Origin of the sequence: Streptomyces sp. NPDC046881 (genome assembly GCF_040645015.1) — a bacterium.
Taxonomy (GTDB): Bacteria; Actinomycetota; Actinomycetes; order Streptomycetales; family Streptomycetaceae; genus Streptomyces.
The window spans coordinates 1-17,046 of the sequence record NZ_JBEYXJ010000145.1; the positions used below are offsets into that span (position 1 = coordinate 1).

15 protein-coding genes are annotated in these 17,046 nt (G+C 71.3%); 5 read left to right on the top strand and 10 right to left on the bottom strand.

The features are described from left to right. Positions 1-123: 123 nt before the first annotated feature. From ABZ923_RS37620 to ABZ923_RS37645, 6 genes are all read right to left on the bottom strand, one after another. Positions 124-1,893 (bottom strand): IucA/IucC family siderophore biosynthesis protein, encoded by a 1,770-nt coding sequence (locus tag ABZ923_RS37620; RefSeq protein WP_361481634.1) that lies wholly within the window; start codon positions 1,891-1,893, stop codon positions 124-126. Then, on the bottom strand, positions 1,890-2,429 hold the full coding sequence (locus tag ABZ923_RS37625) for a GNAT family N-acetyltransferase (RefSeq protein WP_361481637.1): 540 nt from the start codon (positions 2,427-2,429) through the stop codon (positions 1,890-1,892). Before ABZ923_RS37625 ends, ABZ923_RS37620 begins: the two co-directional genes overlap by 4 nt. Further along, on the bottom strand, positions 2,426-3,712 hold the full coding sequence (locus tag ABZ923_RS37630; protein WP_361481640.1) for a lysine N(6)-hydroxylase/L-ornithine N(5)-oxygenase family protein: 1,287 nt from the start codon (positions 3,710-3,712) through the stop codon (positions 2,426-2,428). The genes ABZ923_RS37625 and ABZ923_RS37630 overlap by 4 nt, the downstream gene beginning before the upstream one ends. Beyond that, the gene (desA, locus tag ABZ923_RS37635; protein WP_361481643.1) at positions 3,696-5,162 is read right to left on the bottom strand and encodes a lysine decarboxylase DesA; all 1,467 of its coding nucleotides are present in this window, start codon (positions 5,160-5,162) and stop codon (positions 3,696-3,698) included. The genes ABZ923_RS37630 and desA overlap by 17 nt, the downstream gene beginning before the upstream one ends. Before the next feature lie 118 nt (positions 5,163-5,280). Continuing rightward, positions 5,281-6,123, bottom strand: a complete 843-nt coding sequence (locus ABZ923_RS37640; protein WP_361481646.1) for a siderophore-interacting protein — start codon at positions 6,121-6,123, stop codon at positions 5,281-5,283. Positions 6,124-6,161: 38 nt separating this feature from the next. Next, positions 6,162-7,205, bottom strand: a complete 1,044-nt coding sequence (locus tag ABZ923_RS37645; RefSeq protein WP_361481649.1) for an ABC transporter substrate-binding protein — start codon at positions 7,203-7,205, stop codon at positions 6,162-6,164. 342 nt (positions 7,206-7,547) lie between these two features. On the opposite strand from ABZ923_RS37645, the gene ABZ923_RS37650 reads away from it, so the two are divergent. Then, entirely contained in the window at positions 7,548-7,700 is a 153-nt protein-coding gene (locus ABZ923_RS37650) for a hypothetical protein (protein WP_361481651.1), read from the top strand. 143 nt (positions 7,701-7,843) lie between these two features. Here the strand turns inward: ABZ923_RS37650 and ABZ923_RS37655 are convergent, their stop codons facing one another. Genes ABZ923_RS37655 through ABZ923_RS37670 form a run of 4 tightly spaced genes read right to left on the bottom strand, consistent with a single transcriptional unit; the run spans position 7,844 to position 13,492 of the window. After that, on the bottom strand, positions 7,844-9,004 hold the full coding sequence (locus ABZ923_RS37655) for an acyl-CoA dehydrogenase family protein (protein WP_361481654.1): 1,161 nt from the start codon (positions 9,002-9,004) through the stop codon (positions 7,844-7,846). Positions 9,005-9,009: 5 nt separating this feature from the next. Next, positions 9,010-9,951: a hydroxymethylglutaryl-CoA lyase gene (locus ABZ923_RS37660; protein ID WP_361481657.1), complete on the bottom strand. Its 942-nt coding sequence runs from the start codon at positions 9,949-9,951 to the stop codon at positions 9,010-9,012. Then, positions 9,948-11,864, bottom strand: coding sequence for a biotin carboxylase N-terminal domain-containing protein (locus ABZ923_RS37665; protein WP_361481660.1), 1,917 nt, complete (start codon positions 11,862-11,864; stop codon positions 9,948-9,950). Before ABZ923_RS37665 ends, ABZ923_RS37660 begins: the two co-directional genes overlap by 4 nt. An 11-nt stretch (positions 11,865-11,875) precedes the next feature. Next, positions 11,876-13,492, bottom strand: coding sequence for a carboxyl transferase domain-containing protein (locus ABZ923_RS37670; protein WP_361481663.1), 1,617 nt, complete (start codon positions 13,490-13,492; stop codon positions 11,876-11,878). Between the two features lie 97 nt (positions 13,493-13,589). Here ABZ923_RS37670 and ABZ923_RS37675 point away from each other — a divergent pair, with 97 nt between their 5' ends. The 4 genes from ABZ923_RS37675 to tesB all read left to right on the top strand — a co-directional run bounded on the left by ABZ923_RS37675 (position 13,590) and on the right by tesB (position 17,011). Then, positions 13,590-14,186, top strand: coding sequence for a TetR/AcrR family transcriptional regulator (locus tag ABZ923_RS37675; protein WP_361481666.1), 597 nt, complete (start codon positions 13,590-13,592; stop codon positions 14,184-14,186). Positions 14,187-14,296: 110 nt separating this feature from the next. Continuing rightward, positions 14,297-14,836 (top strand): hypothetical protein, encoded by a 540-nt coding sequence (locus ABZ923_RS37680; RefSeq protein WP_361481669.1) that lies wholly within the window; start codon positions 14,297-14,299, stop codon positions 14,834-14,836. Positions 14,837-14,940: 104 nt separating this feature from the next. After that, on the top strand, positions 14,941-16,098 hold the full coding sequence (locus ABZ923_RS37685) for an acyl-CoA dehydrogenase family protein (protein ID WP_361481672.1): 1,158 nt from the start codon (positions 14,941-14,943) through the stop codon (positions 16,096-16,098). Positions 16,099-16,144: 46 nt separating this feature from the next. Continuing rightward, entirely contained in the window at positions 16,145-17,011 is an 867-nt protein-coding gene (tesB, locus tag ABZ923_RS37690) for an acyl-CoA thioesterase II (protein WP_361481674.1), read from the top strand. The last annotated feature ends 35 nt before the right edge of the window (positions 17,012-17,046 follow it).

A 17,046-nucleotide genomic window follows, 5' to 3' on the forward strand; every position in this document is an offset into this window, starting at 1 on the left:
GCGCGGGCCCGCCCGCCGAACCCCAAACACCGCACCCCCGCTGGCCCCGGGGCGGCCCCGGTGCCCGCCGGCGGGCCCCCCGGGGGGACCGTACCGCGGGGTGCCCGTCCGTCCGTGCCGCCGTCAGAAGCCGGCGATGGGATTGCGCAGGCTGCCGACCAGCTGGAGCGCCCCGGACGGGTCGGCGAGGTCCACCATCTGGCGGTTGTCGCGCAGCTGGAGGCGGTTGAGGCAGGACAGGGCGAACTCGGGGGCGAACATGTCGTACTGGCGGAACCTGTCGGCCAGTTCCGGGTTCGCCTCCTGGTACTCGCGGGTGACCTCGGCGACCGTGCGCCAGAAGTCGTCCTCCGCCAGGACGCCCTCGACGGCGAGGTGGGCGGCGAGGAAGCGGAAGAAGCAGTCGAAGACGTCCGTGAAGAGCGACAGCAGCTTCTTGTCCTCGGGGACCTCCACGCGGATCCGCCGCACCTCCGGCGGCAGGGCCGCGTCCGGGTCCATGACGGCGATCTCCTCGGCGATGTCCTTGTACACCGCCCGCTGCACGGCGCCGTCCTTCAGCACCAGGATGACGTTCTCGCCGTGCGGCATGAACACCAGGTCGTAGGCGTAGAAGCTGTGCAGCAGCGGGGTGTAGTAGGCCCGCAGGTACCGCCGCAGCCACTCGGCCGGCGTCAGGCCCGAGCGTTCGATCAGCGCGCCCGCGAGGGAGGCGCCCCGGTGGTCGACGTGCAGCAGGGAGGCCATGGTCGCGAGGGTCTCGCCGTCCCGCAGCGAGGGCACCGGGCTCTCCCGCCACAGCGCGGCCAGCATCTTGCGGTACGGCGAGTAGCGGTCGGTGGCCCGCTCGTACTCCAGGTGCCGGTAGCCGACGGCGGCCCGCTCCCGGATGATCGTCAGACCGGTGGACCTCAGCACCGGGTCACTGTCGATCAGCCGGGCCAGCCAGTCGTTGATCGCCGGCGTGGCCTCCATGTAGGCGGCCGACAGACCGCGCATGAAACCCATGTTGAGCACCGACAGGGCCGTCTTCACGTAGTGCTTGTGCGGGGCGCTGGTGTTGAAGAAGGTCCGGATCGACTGCTGGGCCAGGTACTCGTCGTCGCCCTCGCCGAGACAGACCAGCAGCCCGCGGGCCACCTCGGCGGCGAACGTGACGCTCAGCTTGTTCCACCACTGCCAGGGGTGGACCGGGATGAACAGGTACGCGGCCGGGTCCAGGCCCCGGTCGGTGAGGACGGCACGGAACCGCTCCACCGTCTTCTCGCCCAGCTCGTCCCGCAGGAACGACTCGTACTCGATCCCGGCGCCGGCCGTGAACGCGGCCCGTGAGCGGTGCGCGGCCAGCCACACCAGCCGGACCGGGCTCGCCGTCTCGGGGGCGTACGACAGGTACTCGTGGATGCCGAAGCCGAGCCGCCCGTTGTTCGCGACGAAGCACGGGTGGCCCTCGGTCATCCCGGTCTCGACGTCCTGGAAGCCGCTGCGGGCCAGCTCGGCGGAGGTCACCTGCGGCTTGGTGAGCTTGTAGCAGGTGCCCGACAGGGTCGAGGAGATCTCCTCCAGGTACACCGGCAGGATCTCGTCGCTCAGGCCGAGGGAGTCCTTCAGTTCGATGAAGAAGTCCAGCGCGGCCAGCGGGAGTTCCTCGCCGTCGCGGTGCCGGGTGAGGGATCCGGGGTCGATCTGCCAGTGGTCCAGGGCCCGCCGCACGGCCCGGAACCGGTAGCGGGTGAGCCCGTCGTCGCTGCGGACGACGTACCCGTCGCCGTCCTCCTGCGGGGTGATCAGCCGCTCGTGCGCGAACTCGGCGAGCGCCTTGCGCAGCAGCAGCCGGTTGGCGGTCGCCCAGCGCTCGGGGGACAGGTGGGCAACGGCGTCGGCGAGGGTCATGCGGTCACCGCCTTCTCGAACTGTTCGCGGGTGCAGAAGCTCAGCAGGGCCCGCTTCTCCGGCTTGTCGATCTCCCGCTCGGGCACGAACCCGACGGCCGCGTTCAGGGCGTGCACGGCCGTGTTGCGGACGTCCGGCTCGACGACGACCCGCTGCACCGAGGGGTCCTCGAAGAGACGGAACATCACGGCGGTGATGACGGCCCTGGTGAACCCGTGCACGGGGGTGTCGGTGGCCGGGGTGAGGAAGTGCATGCCGACGTCGCCCGACCGCGGCTCGTACAGCCCGGCCAGCTCCCGGTGCGCGGGGTCGTACTTCTCCATCAGGAAGGCGGGGGTGCCGCCGAGCAGCCCGAGCAGCGCGTCGTGGTGCTCGTCGGCCGCGATCTCCATGTAGGCGCGCTCGACGTCCTCCAGCCGCGCGTCCTGCATCATCCAGAAGGCCGCCTTGGGGTGGGTGACCCAGGAGTGCAGCAGCTCGGCGTCCGTCAGCGGGTCGACGGGGCGGAACGTGAAGGCCGGGGGTGTGCTGGTCATACCGCGAACTCCTGGAATGCGATGGTCTTCTCGACCGGGTAGTACTCCGTGCCGAGCAGCTCACGGATGATGCAGGCGTTCCGGTACGCGCCCATGCCCAGGTCGGGACTGGTGATGCTGTGCGTGTGGACGCCGGCGTTCTGGAGGAAGACCCCGCGGCCGGTGACGTCGATGGCGTAGTTGCGGGCGACGTCGAAGCGGCCGTGCCCGTCGAAGAGCAGGCGGTCGCGGACCGGGTCCAGGAAGGCCGGCGGGGTGTAGTGGTAGCCGGTGGCCAGGACCAGGCCCTCGGTGCGGATCTCGAAGTCCTTGCCCTGTTCGTCCTGGTGGAAGCCGAGCGTGTACGTGCCGTCCTGGTACGCCGCCGTGCGCAGCGTGGAGTTGGTGAGCAGCCGGGTGGGCACCGGGCGGTCGCCGCTCTCGACGTTCTTCTGGTACAGCAGGTCGAAGATCGAGTCGACGAGGTCCGAGTTGATGCCCTTGAACAGGCCCTTCTGCTGCTTCTCCAGCCGGTAGCGGGTCTCCTCGGGCAGCGCCCGGAAGTAGTCGATGTAGTCCGGGGAGGTCATCTCCAGGGTCAGTTTGGTGTACTCCAGCGGGAAGAACCGCGGGGAACGCGTGACCCAGTTGAGCTGGTAGCCGTGGACGTCGATCTCGGAGAGCAGCTCGAAGTAGATCTCGGCCGCGCTCTGCCCGCTGCCGACGATCGTGACGGACTTCTTCTTCAGCAGCTCCGCCTTGCGGTGCATGTACCGGGAGTTGTGCAGGAAGTCCCCGCCGAGTCCCCGGCACGCCTCCGGCACGAAGGGGACCGTGCCGGTGCCGAGCACCAGGTGCCGCGCGCGGTAGGTGTCCCCGGCCCCGGTGCGGACGACGTACAGCTCGTCCTCGTACGTCACCTCGGTGACCGTGGTGCCGAAGCGGACGCTGCTCAGCTGCCCGGCGGCCCAGCGGCAGTAGTCGTCGTACTCGACCCGCAGCGGGTAGAAGTTCTCGCGTATGTAGAACGAGTACAGTCTGCCCTTCTCCTTCAGGTAGTTCAGGAAGGAGTACGGCGAGGTCGGGTCGGCCAGGGTGACCAGGTCCGACATGAACGGGGTCTGGAGGTGGGCGCCGTCCAGGAACATGCCGGCGTGCCACTCGAAGTCGGGCTTGGACTCCAGGAAGACGCCGTCCAGTTCGGCGATCGGCTCGGTCAGGCAGGCGAGGCCGAGGTTGAAGGGGCCGAGCCCGATCCCCACGAAGTCGTGGATCCGGTGCGGGGCTTCAGGACGCGCGGTCAAGGGACTCTCCCAGGTACTGCTCGGCATGGCCGGCGATCAGATCGAGGACGGCGGAGATGTCGTCCGCCTGTGTCTCGGGGTTGAGCAGGGTGAACTTCAGGTAGTGGCGGCCGGCCACCTTGGTGCCCGCGACCACGGCGTCACCGGAGGCGAACAGGGCCTTGCGGGCGTAGAGGTTGGCGCGGTCGATCTCGGCCGGGTCGGTGACGGCCGCCGGGATGTAACGGAAGACGAGGGTGGACAGGCTCGGCTCGACGACGACGTCGTAGCGGGGGTCGGCGGCCAGCAGCTTCCAGCCCTCCCGGGCCAGGTCGCACACCTCGTCGAAGAGCTGCCCGATGCCGTCGGCGCCCATCGTGCGCAGCGTCATCCACAGCTTGAGGGCGTCGAAGCGGCGGGTGGTCTGGAGGGACTTGTCCACCTGGTTGGGAATACGTTCCTGCACCATGCGGCGCGGGTTGAGGTACTCCGCGTGGTAGGTGGCGTGCCGCAGCGTGGCGGCGTCCCGGACCAGCACGGCGGAGGAACTGACCGGCTGGAAGAAGGACTTATGGTAGTCGACGGTGACCGAGTCGGCGCGCTCGATGCCGTCGAGGCGGTCCCGGTACTTCAGGGAGGCGAGCAGCCCGCAGCCGTAGGCCGCGTCCACGTGCATCCAGACGCCGTACTGGGCGCACAGCCCGGCGATCTCCGGCAGCGGGTCGATGGAGCCGAAGTCGGTGGTGCCGGCGGTGGCCACGACGGCCATCGGGACCAGACCGTCCCGCGTGCAGCGCTCCAGCTCGTGGGCGAGGGCGACCGTCTGCATGCGCTTGTCGTGGTCGACGGGGATCACCACGACGGCGTCCGGCCCGAGGCCGAGCAGTGTGGCGGACTTCTTCACGCTGAAGTGGCTGACCTCGGAGGCGAAGATCCGCAGTTTCGCGAGCGGGGACCCCTCGTCCCACCCTTCCCGCCCCGGCTTGGCCTCCTCCCGGGCCAGCAGCAGCGCCTGCAGGTTGGACTGGGTGCCGCCGGAGGTGAAGACGCCGTCGGCGGCCGGGCCGAGGCCGATGCGGGCGGCCGTCCAGTCGATCAGTTTGCGCTCGATGAGGGTGCCGCCGGCCGACTGGTCCCAGGTGTCCAGCGAGGAGTTGACCGCGGAGAGCACGGCCTCGCCGAGCACTGCCGGGATGACGACCGGGCAGTTGAGGTGGGCGAGGTAGCGGGGGTGGTGGAAGTAGACCGCGTCGCGGAGGTAGACGTCCTCCAGCTCGTCCAGCACGGCGGCGGTGTTGCCCAGCGGGCGGTCCAGGTCGATCGCGTCGATGGCGGGGGAGAGGGCGTCCACGGTGACGCCGGTGAACGGACGGTCGGTGGTGGCGAGTTTGGCCGCCACCCGCTCGACTCCTTCGGTCACGGAGCGGCGGTAGTGCTCCGCGGTGAGGCCATTGAGCAGGTGCGAGCGCATGTGGGGGTCCTCCGAGGGGACGGTCCGTCGGGATCAACTTAGGTTAGCCTAACCTAACTTCCGCGGTTCGAGGCGCACCTGTCCGCAACCGGTGTCCCGGAAGGGGGTGCGCCCGGTGCTACTCCGCGGCCCGGAGCTGTTCCTCCGTCATGCCCTGCCGCCAGTAGCCGACGAAGGTGACGCGCCGCCGGTCCACCCCGCGCTCGCCGACGAAGTGCCGCCGCAGCGCCTTGACCTGGCCGGACTCGCCCGCGAGCCACACGTACGCCCGCTCGGCGCCGGTGAGGTGGGCGGCCCGTACGGCGTCGACGGCCATGGGGGACCCGTCGTGCCGTACGAGCCACGTGATCTCCGCGTCCGCCTCGGTGCGCACGTCCTGGACGTCACCGGCGTGCGGCACCTCCAGCCAGGCCCGGACCCGGGTGCCGGCGGGCAGGGCCTCCAGGATCGCGGTCGCGGCCGGTACGGCGGTCTCGTCGCCGCACAGCACGACGAGCCCGGTGTCCTCGGGCGGGCGGAACCGGATCGCCCGGTTGTCGGCGACGGCGGGCCCGAGCAGCAGCACCCGGTCGCCGGCGGCGGCCCGCGCGGCCCAGCGGGAGGCCGGTCCGGCGGGCGTGGCGGCCCCCGGCTCGACGCCGTGCAGCGCGAAGTCGATGTCGATCTCGTCGGGGTCCCGGCGCAGCGCCCTGAGCGTGTACGAGCGCATCACGGCCCGTACGTCGTCCGGGAGTTCCCGCCAGCCCTGCCACCAGCCGTCGCCCAGCTCCAGCGGAACGACGGGTTCGCTCTGTCCGGGGTGCGGCAGGAAGAGCGACAGGGACTGGTCCCGCCCGTCGGAGTGGAAGGCGTGCAGATCGGCTCCGCCGAAGGTGACCCGGACCAGAGACGGACCGAGCCGCCTCGTCCGTACGACCTGGAGAGCGAAGAAACGGAACGGGGCGGCTACGGCCGTCGTCATGTGGGCTCCTGAGAGTGGGGGTCAGGGCTCTGTCGGGGTCAGCTGACCTTCTTGGCCTTCTCCAGGGCCTCGGCCAGGTTCGTCAGCAGCGGCACGCACTTGTCGTACGACAGGATCGGCTCGGGGGAGCGGGGGATGACCTGCCCGGCCTTGACCGCGGGCAGCTTCTTCCAGGTGGCCTTGGTGATGTCGGCGGGCTGGATGGCCGAGGAGCGGTCGTCCATCATGATGATGTCGGCCCGGTACTTGTCGACGTTCTCCCAGCTGAGGGACTCGTACCAGCCGCCCTGCTCCTTTGCGCTCTCCGGCGGCTCCACGAAGTTCACGCCGAGGGCCTTGAAGTACTCCAGGTCGATGGAGAGGTTGGTGCCCGAGACGTAGAACAGCTGGTCGCTCGCGGAACCGGCCATCACCTTGAGGCCGGGCTTGGCCTTGGCGGCCGCGCGCAGCCGGGCGGCCGCGTCCTCGAAGCGCTTCTTGGCGTCGGTGACCTTCGCGGCCTTCATGTCCGCGCCGAGCGACTCGGCGAGGTCCCACATGCGCTGCAGCGGCTGGGTGAGCTGGCGGTCGTAGACGGAGATGCCGACGCTGGGGGCCAGCTGGGCGATCTTCTTCTTCGACTCCTCGGGGACGTACCAGAGGGTGCCGGCGTCGTCGAACATCGTGGTGACGAGCACGTCCGGGGCGAGGGAGGCGTACTTCTCGATGCTGAACTGGCCCCAGGCGTTGCCCAGGACCGTCACCTTGCTGATGTCCATGTCGCCGGCCTGGACGTCGGGCTTGCCGGCGGTGGTCCTCGTCGGGCCGAAGACACCCTTCACCTGGATGCCGTAGTCGTACAGCGCGGCGCCGGCACCGGTGAACGCGACGATGTTCGCGGGGACCTTGTCCAGCTTCACGGTCGTGCCGCGGTCGTCCTTGAAGGACCAGGGGCCGGACTTCCCGCCCTTCGCCCCCGCGTCCGAGCCACTGTCTTTGCCCTTGTCGTCCCCGCAGGCGGCGAGCGCGGCACCGAGACCGAGGGCGCCGCCGGCGGCGAGCAGGCCGCGGCGAGTGAGGTGGGTGGCACGGGCAAGGGGCATGGGTATGACTGCTTTCGACCGGGGCGAAGCGCCCGCCGGACAAGTTCCAAGGTAGGTTAGCCTAACCTCAGCTGATGTCCAGAGCGCTCCCGGCCGCCCGCCCGTCCGGTGCGGGGCCTGCGGAAGGCCTTCGGGGCCCGGGAGTTGGCGGTACGGCGGACAGACCGGGGGCCGCGCGGCTACAGTCGGCACTGCACGGCCGGCACAGCCGGCTGCGACGGGAATGGGTCCGACGTCCCTTTCGGGCGTGGCGGCCGGCACAGCCGACGCCGCGTCAATCGCGACAACCGCATACACGGCCTGTACGTCGGCAGGGCCTCAGTTGGTCATCCGAAATTCCGGGTGGTCGGCCTGAGACACCTGCCCTCCAGCATGCGGTTCGCCCTCGGCTCGGCCACCCTCCGGCGCGGGAGGAACCCGAGCGTGGATCTGCAGATCATCCTGGTGATTCTGGGCACGGCAGGCGTCGTGTCCGCGGCCCTGTCCGCCCTGTAGGGGCTCCTGGACCAGGTGCCCGACGTGATCCGCTCCTGGCGCCGCGTCGTGGCCGAGGCCCGGCGCACCCGTGCGGACGACGGCGGTGACGGCGCACGGTGACACGGGACCGGCAGCCGTGCGGTGCCGGTCCCGTGCGGGGCTCAGCTCACCAGGCCCAGTTCGCGGGCGATCAGCATGCGCTGGACCTCGCTCGTGCCCTCGCCGATCTCCAGGATCTTGGAGTCGCGCCACATGCGGGCCACCGGGTACTCGTTCATGAAGCCGTAGCCGCCGTGGATCTGGGTGGCCTCGCGGGCGTTGTCCACGGCGACCGTGGAGGAGTGCAGCTTGGCCAGGGCCGCCTCCTTCTTGAAGGGTTCGCCGGCCACCAGGCGGCTGGCCGCGTCGCGCCAGGCCAGACGGGCCGTGTGGGCCTTCATCTCCATGTCGGCGATCTTGAACTGGATGGCCTGGTTGGCGCCGATGGGCCTGCCGAACGCGTGGCGTTCCCTGGCGTACTTCACCGACTCGTCCACGCAGCCCTGCGCCAGGCCCGTGGCGAGGGCGGCGATCGCGATGCGGCCCTCGTCCAGGATGCGCAGGAACTGGGCGTAGCCGCGGCCCTGTTCGCCCAGCAGGTTGGCGGCGGGCACCCGGACGTCGGCGAAGGACAGCTCACGGGTGTCGGAGGCGTTCCAGCCGACCTTCGAGTACGGCGCCGCCACCGTGAAGCCCGGCGTGCCGGACGGGACGATGATCGCCGAGATCTCCGGCCTGCCGTCCGGCTTGCGGCCGGTCACCGCGGTCACCGTCACCAGGCCCGTGATGTCCGTACCGGAGTTGGTGATGAAGCACTTCGTGCCGTTGATCACCCACTCGTCGGTGTCCGGGTCCAGGCGGGCCGTGGTACGGGTCGCCCCGGCGTCGCTGCCGCCGTCCGGCTCGGTCAGGCCGAACGCGCCCAGGATCTCGCCGGAACAGAGCCGGGGCAGCCACTGCCGCTTCTGCTCCTCCGTGCCGAAGAGGTGGATCGGCATCGCACCCAGCGACACCCCCGCCTCCAGCGTGATGGCCACCGAGGAGTCGACGCGGGCCAGCTCCTCCAGCACGAGGCCCAGGGCCAGGTAGTCGCCGCCCATCCCGCCGTACTCCTCGGGGAACGGCAGCCCGAACAGGCCCATGCGGCCCATCTCCCGGACGATCTCGTACGGGAACTCGTGCCGCTCGTAGAAGTCGCCGATCTTCGGCGCCACGACGTCGTGCGCGAACTGCTCGACCGTACGGCGGAGTTCCTCCAGCTCGGGGCTGAGGCGGTGGTCCATGCTGATCACTGGTCCTTGTGGGAGAGAGCGCGGACGGTACGGGACGGGCTGGGCCGGCCCAGCTGTTCGGCCATCCACACGCTGGTGGCGGTCAGACGGCCGAGGTCGACCCCCGTCTCGATGCCGAGTCCGTGCAGCATCCAGACGAGGTCTTCGGTGGCGAGGTTGCCGGTGGCGGACTTGGCGTACGGGCAGCCGCCGAGCCCGCCCGCGGAGGCGTCGACCGTGGTCACGCCGTGCTGCAGCGCGGCCAGCGTGTTGGCCAGCGCCTGGCCGTAGGTGTCGTGGAAGTGCACGCCGATCACGTTCGTCGGCACGCCCTCCTCGTTCAGCAGGGAGAGCAGTTCGAGCACATGGCCCGGGGTCGCCACCCCGATCGTGTCGCCGAGGCTCAGCTCGTCGCAGCCCATGTCCCGCAGGGCCGTGCAGACGCGGGCCACCTGGTGCAGCGGCACCGCGCCCTCCCACGGGTCGCCGAAGCACATCGACACATAGCCGCGCACGTGCACGCCCCGGTCCTTGGCCTGTCGCACCACCGGCTCGAACACCGCCAGCGACTCGTCCAGCGTGCGGTTGAGGTTGGCCTTCGCGAAGGACTCGGTGGCGCTGGCGAACACGGCGACGCGCCCGGCGCCGAGGGCCAGCGCCCGGTCCAGCCCGCGCTGGTTGGGCACCAGCACCGGCAGGTCGGCGTCCAGCTCCCGGACCAGCGGGAACAGCTCCTCGGCGTCCGCGAGCTGGGGCACCCACTTGGGGTGCACGAAGCTCGTCGCCTCGATCGTGGTCAGGCCCGCGCCGGCCAGCCGGCGGATGAACTCCGCCTTCACCGCCGTCGGCACGGCCGTCTTCTCGTTCTGCAGTCCGTCGCGTGCGCCGACCTCGTGGATCCGCACCCGCGCGGGCAGATCCGGGGCCGGCACGACCATGGGCAGTCCCTCGGCGGTCACTGCGCCACCTCCTCGTGCGGTGCGATGACGGCCAGCACCTGGTCCATGGCGACCGTGGTGCCCGGCGTCACGTCCAGCTCGGCGACCGTGCCGGCGTGCGGGGCGGAGATGACGTGCTCCATCTTCATCGCCTCCACGACCAGCAGGCTCTGCCCGGCGGCGACCTCGTCCCCGACGGCCACCTTCACCACCGTCACCGTGCCGGGCATGGGCGCGGTCAGCGAGTCGGCGCCCGCGTGGGCCGAGCGGTTCAGGGACGCGGCGACCGGGTCGTGGTCGCGCACGTGCCAGGCGTCGCCGTCGCGGCCCAGCCAGTCGCCGGCGCGGCGGAAGGTGTGCCGGACGCCGTCGAGGGTGACGGACACCCGGTCCCCGGTGACCGTGTGGACACCGCGGGGCGTGTGGGTCACCGGGTCCTGCACCCGCAGCGGGAAGGACGGCGGCTTCGGGGTGCCGCCCAGCCGCCAGCCGCTCGGCACCGAGAAGGGGTCGGTCCAGCCCTCCGCGCGCGGTTGCAGCGCGGCGAGCCGCACGGCCGCCGCCGCCTCGTACACCTCCTCCGGCACCTCGGCGGGGACCAGCTCGTCCACCACCCGCTCGACCAGACCGGTGTCCAGCTCGCCCGCCACCACCGCCGGATGGGCCAGCAGCCGACGCAGGAAGCCCGCGTTGGTCTGCACGCCCAGCGTGACCGTCTCCGCGAGGGCCGCCCGCAGCCTGCGCAGCGCCGTCGCGCGGTCGGGGCCGTAGGCGATCACCTTGGACAGCATCGGGTCGTAGAGGCTGCCCACCTCGGTGCCCTCGCTCAGCCCGGAGTCGGTGCGGACGCCGTCGCCCTGCGGCTCGTCCAGCAGCAGCACCGTGCCGCCGGACGGCAGGAACCCGCGCGCGGGGTCCTCGGCGCAGATCCGGGCCTCCACGGCGTGCCCGGTCAGGCGCAGGTCCTCCTGCGCGAAGCCCAGCCGCTCCCCGGCCGCCACCCGCAGCTGCCACTCGACCAGGTCGAGCCCGGTGACGAGTTCGGTCACCGGGTGCTCCACCTGGAGACGGGTGTTCATCTCCATGAAGTAGTACGACGACGGGTCGCCGCCCGGGACGATGAACTCCACCGTGCCCGCGCCCCGGTACCCGCACGAGCGGGCCGCCTGCACGGCCGCCGCGCCCATCGCGGCCCGCGTCCCCTCGTCCAGCAGGACGCTCGGCGCCTCCTCGATGATCTTCTGGTGGCGCCGCTGGAGGGAGCACTCGCGCTCGCCGAGGTGGACCACGTTGCCGTGGCCGTCGGCCAGCACCTGGATCTCGATGTGCCGGGGCCGGTCGACCCACCGCTCCACCAGCAGGGTGTCGTCGCCGAAGGAGGCGCGGGCCTCGCGGCGGGCGGCGGCGATCTCCTCCTCCAGCACGCTCATGTCCCGCACCAGCCGCATGCCCTTGCCGCCACCGCCGGCGGACGGCTTCAGCAGCACGGGCGCGCCCAGCTCGCGGGCCGCCGCCGCCAGTTCGGGGTCACGCCCGCCGGGCACGACCGGCACCCCGGCCGCCTTCACCGTCTCCTTGGCGCGGATCTTGTCGCCCATGAGCGCGATCGCGTCGGCCGGCGGGCCGATGAAGACCAGCCCCGCCTCCTCGCACGCGCGCGCGAAGCCCGCGTTCTCGGCGAGGAAGCCGTACCCCGGGTGGACGGCCTGGGCGCCGGTGCGGGCGGCGGCCTCCAGCAGCCGCTCCACCGACAGGTAGCTCTCGGCGGCCGGCGCCGGGCCGATCCGTACCGCCGTGTCGGCCTCCCGGACGTGCCGTGCGTCGGCGTCGGCGTCGGAGAAGACCGCCACCGAGCGCACGCCCAGCGAGCGGAGCGTACGGATGACGCGTACGGCGATCTCGCCCCGGTTGGCCACCAGCACTGTGTCGAACACGGTTCCCCTCCTCACATCCGGAAGATGCCGAACTGGGGATCTCCCAGCGGCGCGTTGGCGCAGGCCGTCAGGGCAAGGCCGAGGACCTGACGGGTGTCCAGCGGGTCGATCACGCCGTCGTCCCACAGGCGGGCGGTGGCGTAGTAGGCGTTGCCCTGGCGCTCGTACTGCGCGCGGATGGGCGCCTTGAAGGCCTCTTCCTCCTCGCCGGGCCACTCCTCTCCGCGCGCTTCCAGCTGGTCGCGCTTGACGGTGGCCAGGACGCTGGCGGCCTGCTCGCCGCCCATGACGGAGATCTTGGCGTTGGGCCACATCCACAGGAAGCGCGGCGAGTAGGCCCGGCCGCACATCGAGTAGTTGCCCGCGCCGTAGGAGCCGCCGACGACGACCGTCAGCTTCGGTACGCGCGTGCAGGCCACCGCGGTCACCATCTTGGCGCCGTGCTTGGCGATGCCGCCCGCCTCGTAGTCCTTGCCGACCATGAAGCCGGAGATGTTCTGCAGGAACACCAGCGGGATGCCGCGCTGGTCGCACAGCTCGATGAAGTGGGCGCCCTTCTGGGCGGACTCGGCGAACAGGATGCCGTTGTTGGCCACGATCCCGACCGGGTGGCCGTGGATCCGGGCGAACCCGGTGACCAGGGTCTGCCCGAACTCGCTCTTGAACTCGGCGAACCGGGAGCCGTCGACCACGCGCGCGATGATCTCGCGGACGTCGTAGGGGGTGCGGGAGTCGACCGGGACGGCGCCGTACAGCCCGTAGGGGTCGACCTTGGGCTCCACGGACGGCTGGACGTCCCAGGGCAGGGAGCGCCGGGCGGGCAGCGTGGCCACGATGTTCCGGACGATCCGCAGGGCGTGCGCGTCGTCCTCCGCGAGGTGGTCGGTGACCCCGGAGACCCGGGAGTGCACCTCGCCGCCGCCCAGCTCCTCGGCGGTGACGACCTCGCCGGTGGCCGCCTTCACCAGGGGCGGCCCGCCGAGGAAGATCGTGCCCTGGTTGCGGACGATCACGGCCTCGTCGCTCATCGCCGGGACGTACGCCCCGCCGGCCGTGCAGGAGCCGAGGACGGCCGCGATCTGCGGGATGCCGGCGCCGGACATCCGGGCCTGGTTGTAGAAGATCCGGCCGAAGTGGTCCCGGTCCGGGAAGACCTCGTCCTGCATCGGCAGGAAGGCCCCGCCGGAGTCGACCAGGTAGACGCACGGCAGCCGGTTGTCCAGGGCCACCTCCTGCGCGCGCAGGTGCTTCTTCACCGTCATCGGGTAGTACGTGCCGCCCTTGACCGTGGCGTCGTTCGCCACGATCACGCACTCGCGCCCGCTGACGCGCCCGATGCCGGCGATCACGCCGGCGGCCGGTGCCTGCCCCTCGTACATCCCGTCGGCCGCGAGCGGGGCCAGCTCCAGGAAGGGCGAGCCCGGGTCGAGCAGCGTGTCCACCCTGTCCCTCGGCAGCAGCTTGCCGCGCGCGGTGTGCCGCGCCCGCGCCTTCTCGCCGCCGCCGAGGGCCGCCTCGGCCAGCTTGGCGCGCAACTCCTCCACGAGGGCGAGATGGGCCTGTTCATTGGCCCGCCAGGCCTCCGACGCGGGGTCTGCCGCGCTCGTCAGCTCCGGTGCCTCCTGCATCCTGCGGTCCCCTCACCTGGTGATCGAACCAGTTAATGAGCGTTAACCATTTCCATCAGGTTAACGACCGCTAACCTCGCTGTCTAGAATTGACCGCATGGTCACCAGAACCGACGCCACGACCCGCCGCGAGCAGATCCTCAAGGAGGCCGCCCGGCTCTTCGCCGAGCGCGGCTTCCATGGCGTCGGTGTCGACGAGATAGGCGCCGCGGTCGGCATCAGCGGCCCCGGTCTGTACCGGCACTTCCCGGGCAAGGACGCGATGCTCGCCGAGCTGCTGGTCGGCATCAGCGGGCAGCTGCTCACCGGTGCCAAGCGGCGGCTGGCCGAGGCCGGCGGGGTGCCGGCGACCCGCGTCCTCGACTCCCTGATCGAGGGCCACATCGACTTTGCCCTGGACGACCGCCCGCTCATCACCCTGCACGACCGCGAGCTGGACCGCCTGCGCGACAGCGACCGCAAGCTGGTGCGGCAGCTCCAGCGGCAGTACGTCGAGCTGTGGGTGGAGGTGGTCCGCGAGGTGTACCCCGGACTGACCGAGCCGGCCGCCCGCTCCGCCGTCCACTCGGTCTTCGGCCTGCTCAACTCCACCCCCCACCTCGGCCGCGCCGGCACGCTCCCCGGCCGCCAGACGACGGCGGTCCTGCTGCACCGGATGGCGCGGGGTGCGTTCGAAGCGGCCGGCCAGGAGTAGCGGGACCGGACCGTCGTCGCAGGTCAGTGGCGTGATCTGATGCTCCCCTGCACCGAGTGGAGGGGGGAGCCGTGGAGACCGACACGGCCCGTGGAAGAACGCGTACGAGAGTGCTGCGAGCGGTTGGCGCGCTCGTCGTCGCGGGGGCGCTGACGGCCGCGGCCGGAGGCGACCGGGCGCGGGACTACGCGCAGGGGCGCGGGCTGGCCGAGACCGGGAACGCGATCGGCTTCCCGCACGTCCGGGTCGGCACCGAGTACTGGGTGAGCATGCCGGTCCAGGAGAACGTGACCGGCCGGCCGCTCACGCTGCTGCGCACCGAGTGGCTGCACGTGCCGGCGGGCCTGCGGGTGCTGCGCTACGGCGTGGTCACGGTGGAGGAGACGGGCGGCCAGGGCCTGTTCGTCTCGGACGACGAGGACTTCGCGGACCTGGCCCCCGGGGTGCGGGTGCACGCCGTCCGGCCCATCCGCGTGCCGGCGCACGGCCGGGCGGACGCCTACGTGCTCGCCCGGGTCAGGGTGACCGGCCCCGTCCACGAGGATCTGTCCGGCTACCGCGTCCGGTACCGCCAGGGCGCCGTGACGTACCGGCAGGACCTGGACTGGGAAGCGGTCCTGCGGCTGCGGCCCGAGGGCGACCGGGCGTGACGAGCATTACGGCGGAACCCCTCTGGACGGGGTTCCGTACTCGCCGGTACGGTGAGTGAGCAAGCGCTTAGACATGCCGATGTCAGGTTCGTGGAGGTGGCGGCGTGCGCCGTACGGTGTTCAACGAGGATCACGAGGCGTTCCGGGAGACCCTTCGCGCCTTCATCGAGGCCGAGGTCGTCCCGGTGTACGACGAGTGGTTCGCCGCCGGCCAGGCGCCGCGCGACTTCTACTACAAGCTCGGCGAGCTGGGGGTCTTCGGCATCAGCGTGCCGGAGGAGTTCGGCGGCGCGGGCCTGGACACCCACAAGTTCGAAGCGGTCATCTACGAGGAGACCGCCCGCGCGGGCATCAACTTCGGCGGCTCCGGCGTGCACGTGCTGCTCGCCCTGCCCTACATCAAGATGCTCGCCACCGACGAGCAGAAGAAGCGCTACCTGCCCAAGTTCGTCACGGGCGAGGAGATGTGGGCCATCGCGATGACGGAGCCGGGCACCGGTTCCGACCTCGCGGGCATGAAGACCACCGCCAAGCTGAGCGAGGACGGCACGCACTACGTCCTCAACGGTGCCAAGACCTTCATCACCGGTGGCGTGCACGCCGACAAGGTGATCGTCTGCGCCCGCACCGCCGCGCCCACCGCCGAGGACCGCCGGCACGGCATCTCCCTGTTCGCCGTGGACACCAAGTCCGAGGGCTACTCCGTCGGCCGCAAGCTGGACAAGCTCGGCCTGCGCACCTCCGACACCGCCGAGCTGGCCTTCGTCGACGTCAAGGTCCCGGTCGAGGACCTGCTCGGCGAGGAGAACAAGGGCTTCTACTACCTCGGCCACAACCTGGCCTCCGAGCGCTGGGGCATCGCCTTCGGCGCCTACGCGCAGGCCAAGGCCGCCGTCCGGTTCGCCAAGCAGTACGTGCAGGAGCGCACGGTCTTCGGCAAGCCGGTCGCGCACTTCCAGAACACCAAGTTCGAGCTGGCCGCCTGCCAGGCCGAGGTGGACGCGGCCGAGGCCGTCGCCGACCGCGCCACCGAGGCGCTGGACGCCGGCGAGCTGACGCCCGCCGAGGCCGCCTCCGCCAAGCTGTTCTGCACCGAGGTCGCCCACCGCGTCATCGACCGCTGCCTCCAGCTGCACGGCGGCTACGGCTACATGAACGAGTACCCGATCGCCCGCCTGTACGCGGACAACCGCGTCAACCGCATCTACGGCGGCACCAGCGAGATCATGAAGACGATCATCGCCAAGGACATGGGCCTGTAAGGCCCACGACACCGACACGCGATCACTGGCCGGTACAACTGACGCCATGAGCCAGGCACTCCAGGATCTCCTCGATCTGCTCGACCTGGAGCAGATCGAGGAGAACATCTTCCGCGGACGGTCCCGCTCCGCCGTCGTCCCGCGCGTCTTCGGCGGGCAGGTCGCGGCGCAGGCGCTGGTCGCCGCGGGGCGGACGGTCCCCGCGGACCGGCCCGCCCACTCCCTGCACGCGTACTTCCTGCGCCCCGGGGACCCGGGCGCGCCGATCGTCTACACCGTGGACCGCATCCGGGACGGCCGGTCCTTCACCACCCGCCGGGTGGTCGCCGTCCAGCACGGCAAGCCGATCTTCCACCTCTCGGCCTCCTTCCAGGCGTACGAGGAGGGACTGGAACACCAGGCGCCCATGCCCGCCGCACCCGACCCGGCGACCCTGCCCACCTCCCACGAGCGGCTGCGCGGCTACGGCCACCTGGCGCCCGAGGTGGTGGAGCGGTTCCTGGAGGCGCGCGAGGCGATCGACCTGAGGTACGTGGACGAACCGCCGTACGGGCAGTACGGCGAGCCGCGCGAGCCGCACTCCCAGGTGTGGTTCCGCACCAACGGCAAACTCGACGACGACCCCCTGCTGCACGTCGTCCTCGCCACCTACGTCTCCGACATGACCCTGCTCGACTCGGTGCTGCTCGCGCACGGGCGCGGCGGCTGGGCCGTCGGGGACGTCGTCGGGGCGTCCCTGGACCACGCGATGTGGTTCCACCGGCCCTTCCGCGCCGACGAATGGCTGCTGTACGACCAGGAGTCGCCGTCCGCGCACGGCGGCCGCGGCCTCGGTCAGGCCCGCATCTACACCCAGGACGGACGGCTCGCCATCTCGGTCATCCAGGAGGGCGTGGTCCGCGTTCCGCGGTGACGGCCCCTGCCCGGCCGCACACGCCGAGAGGCGGG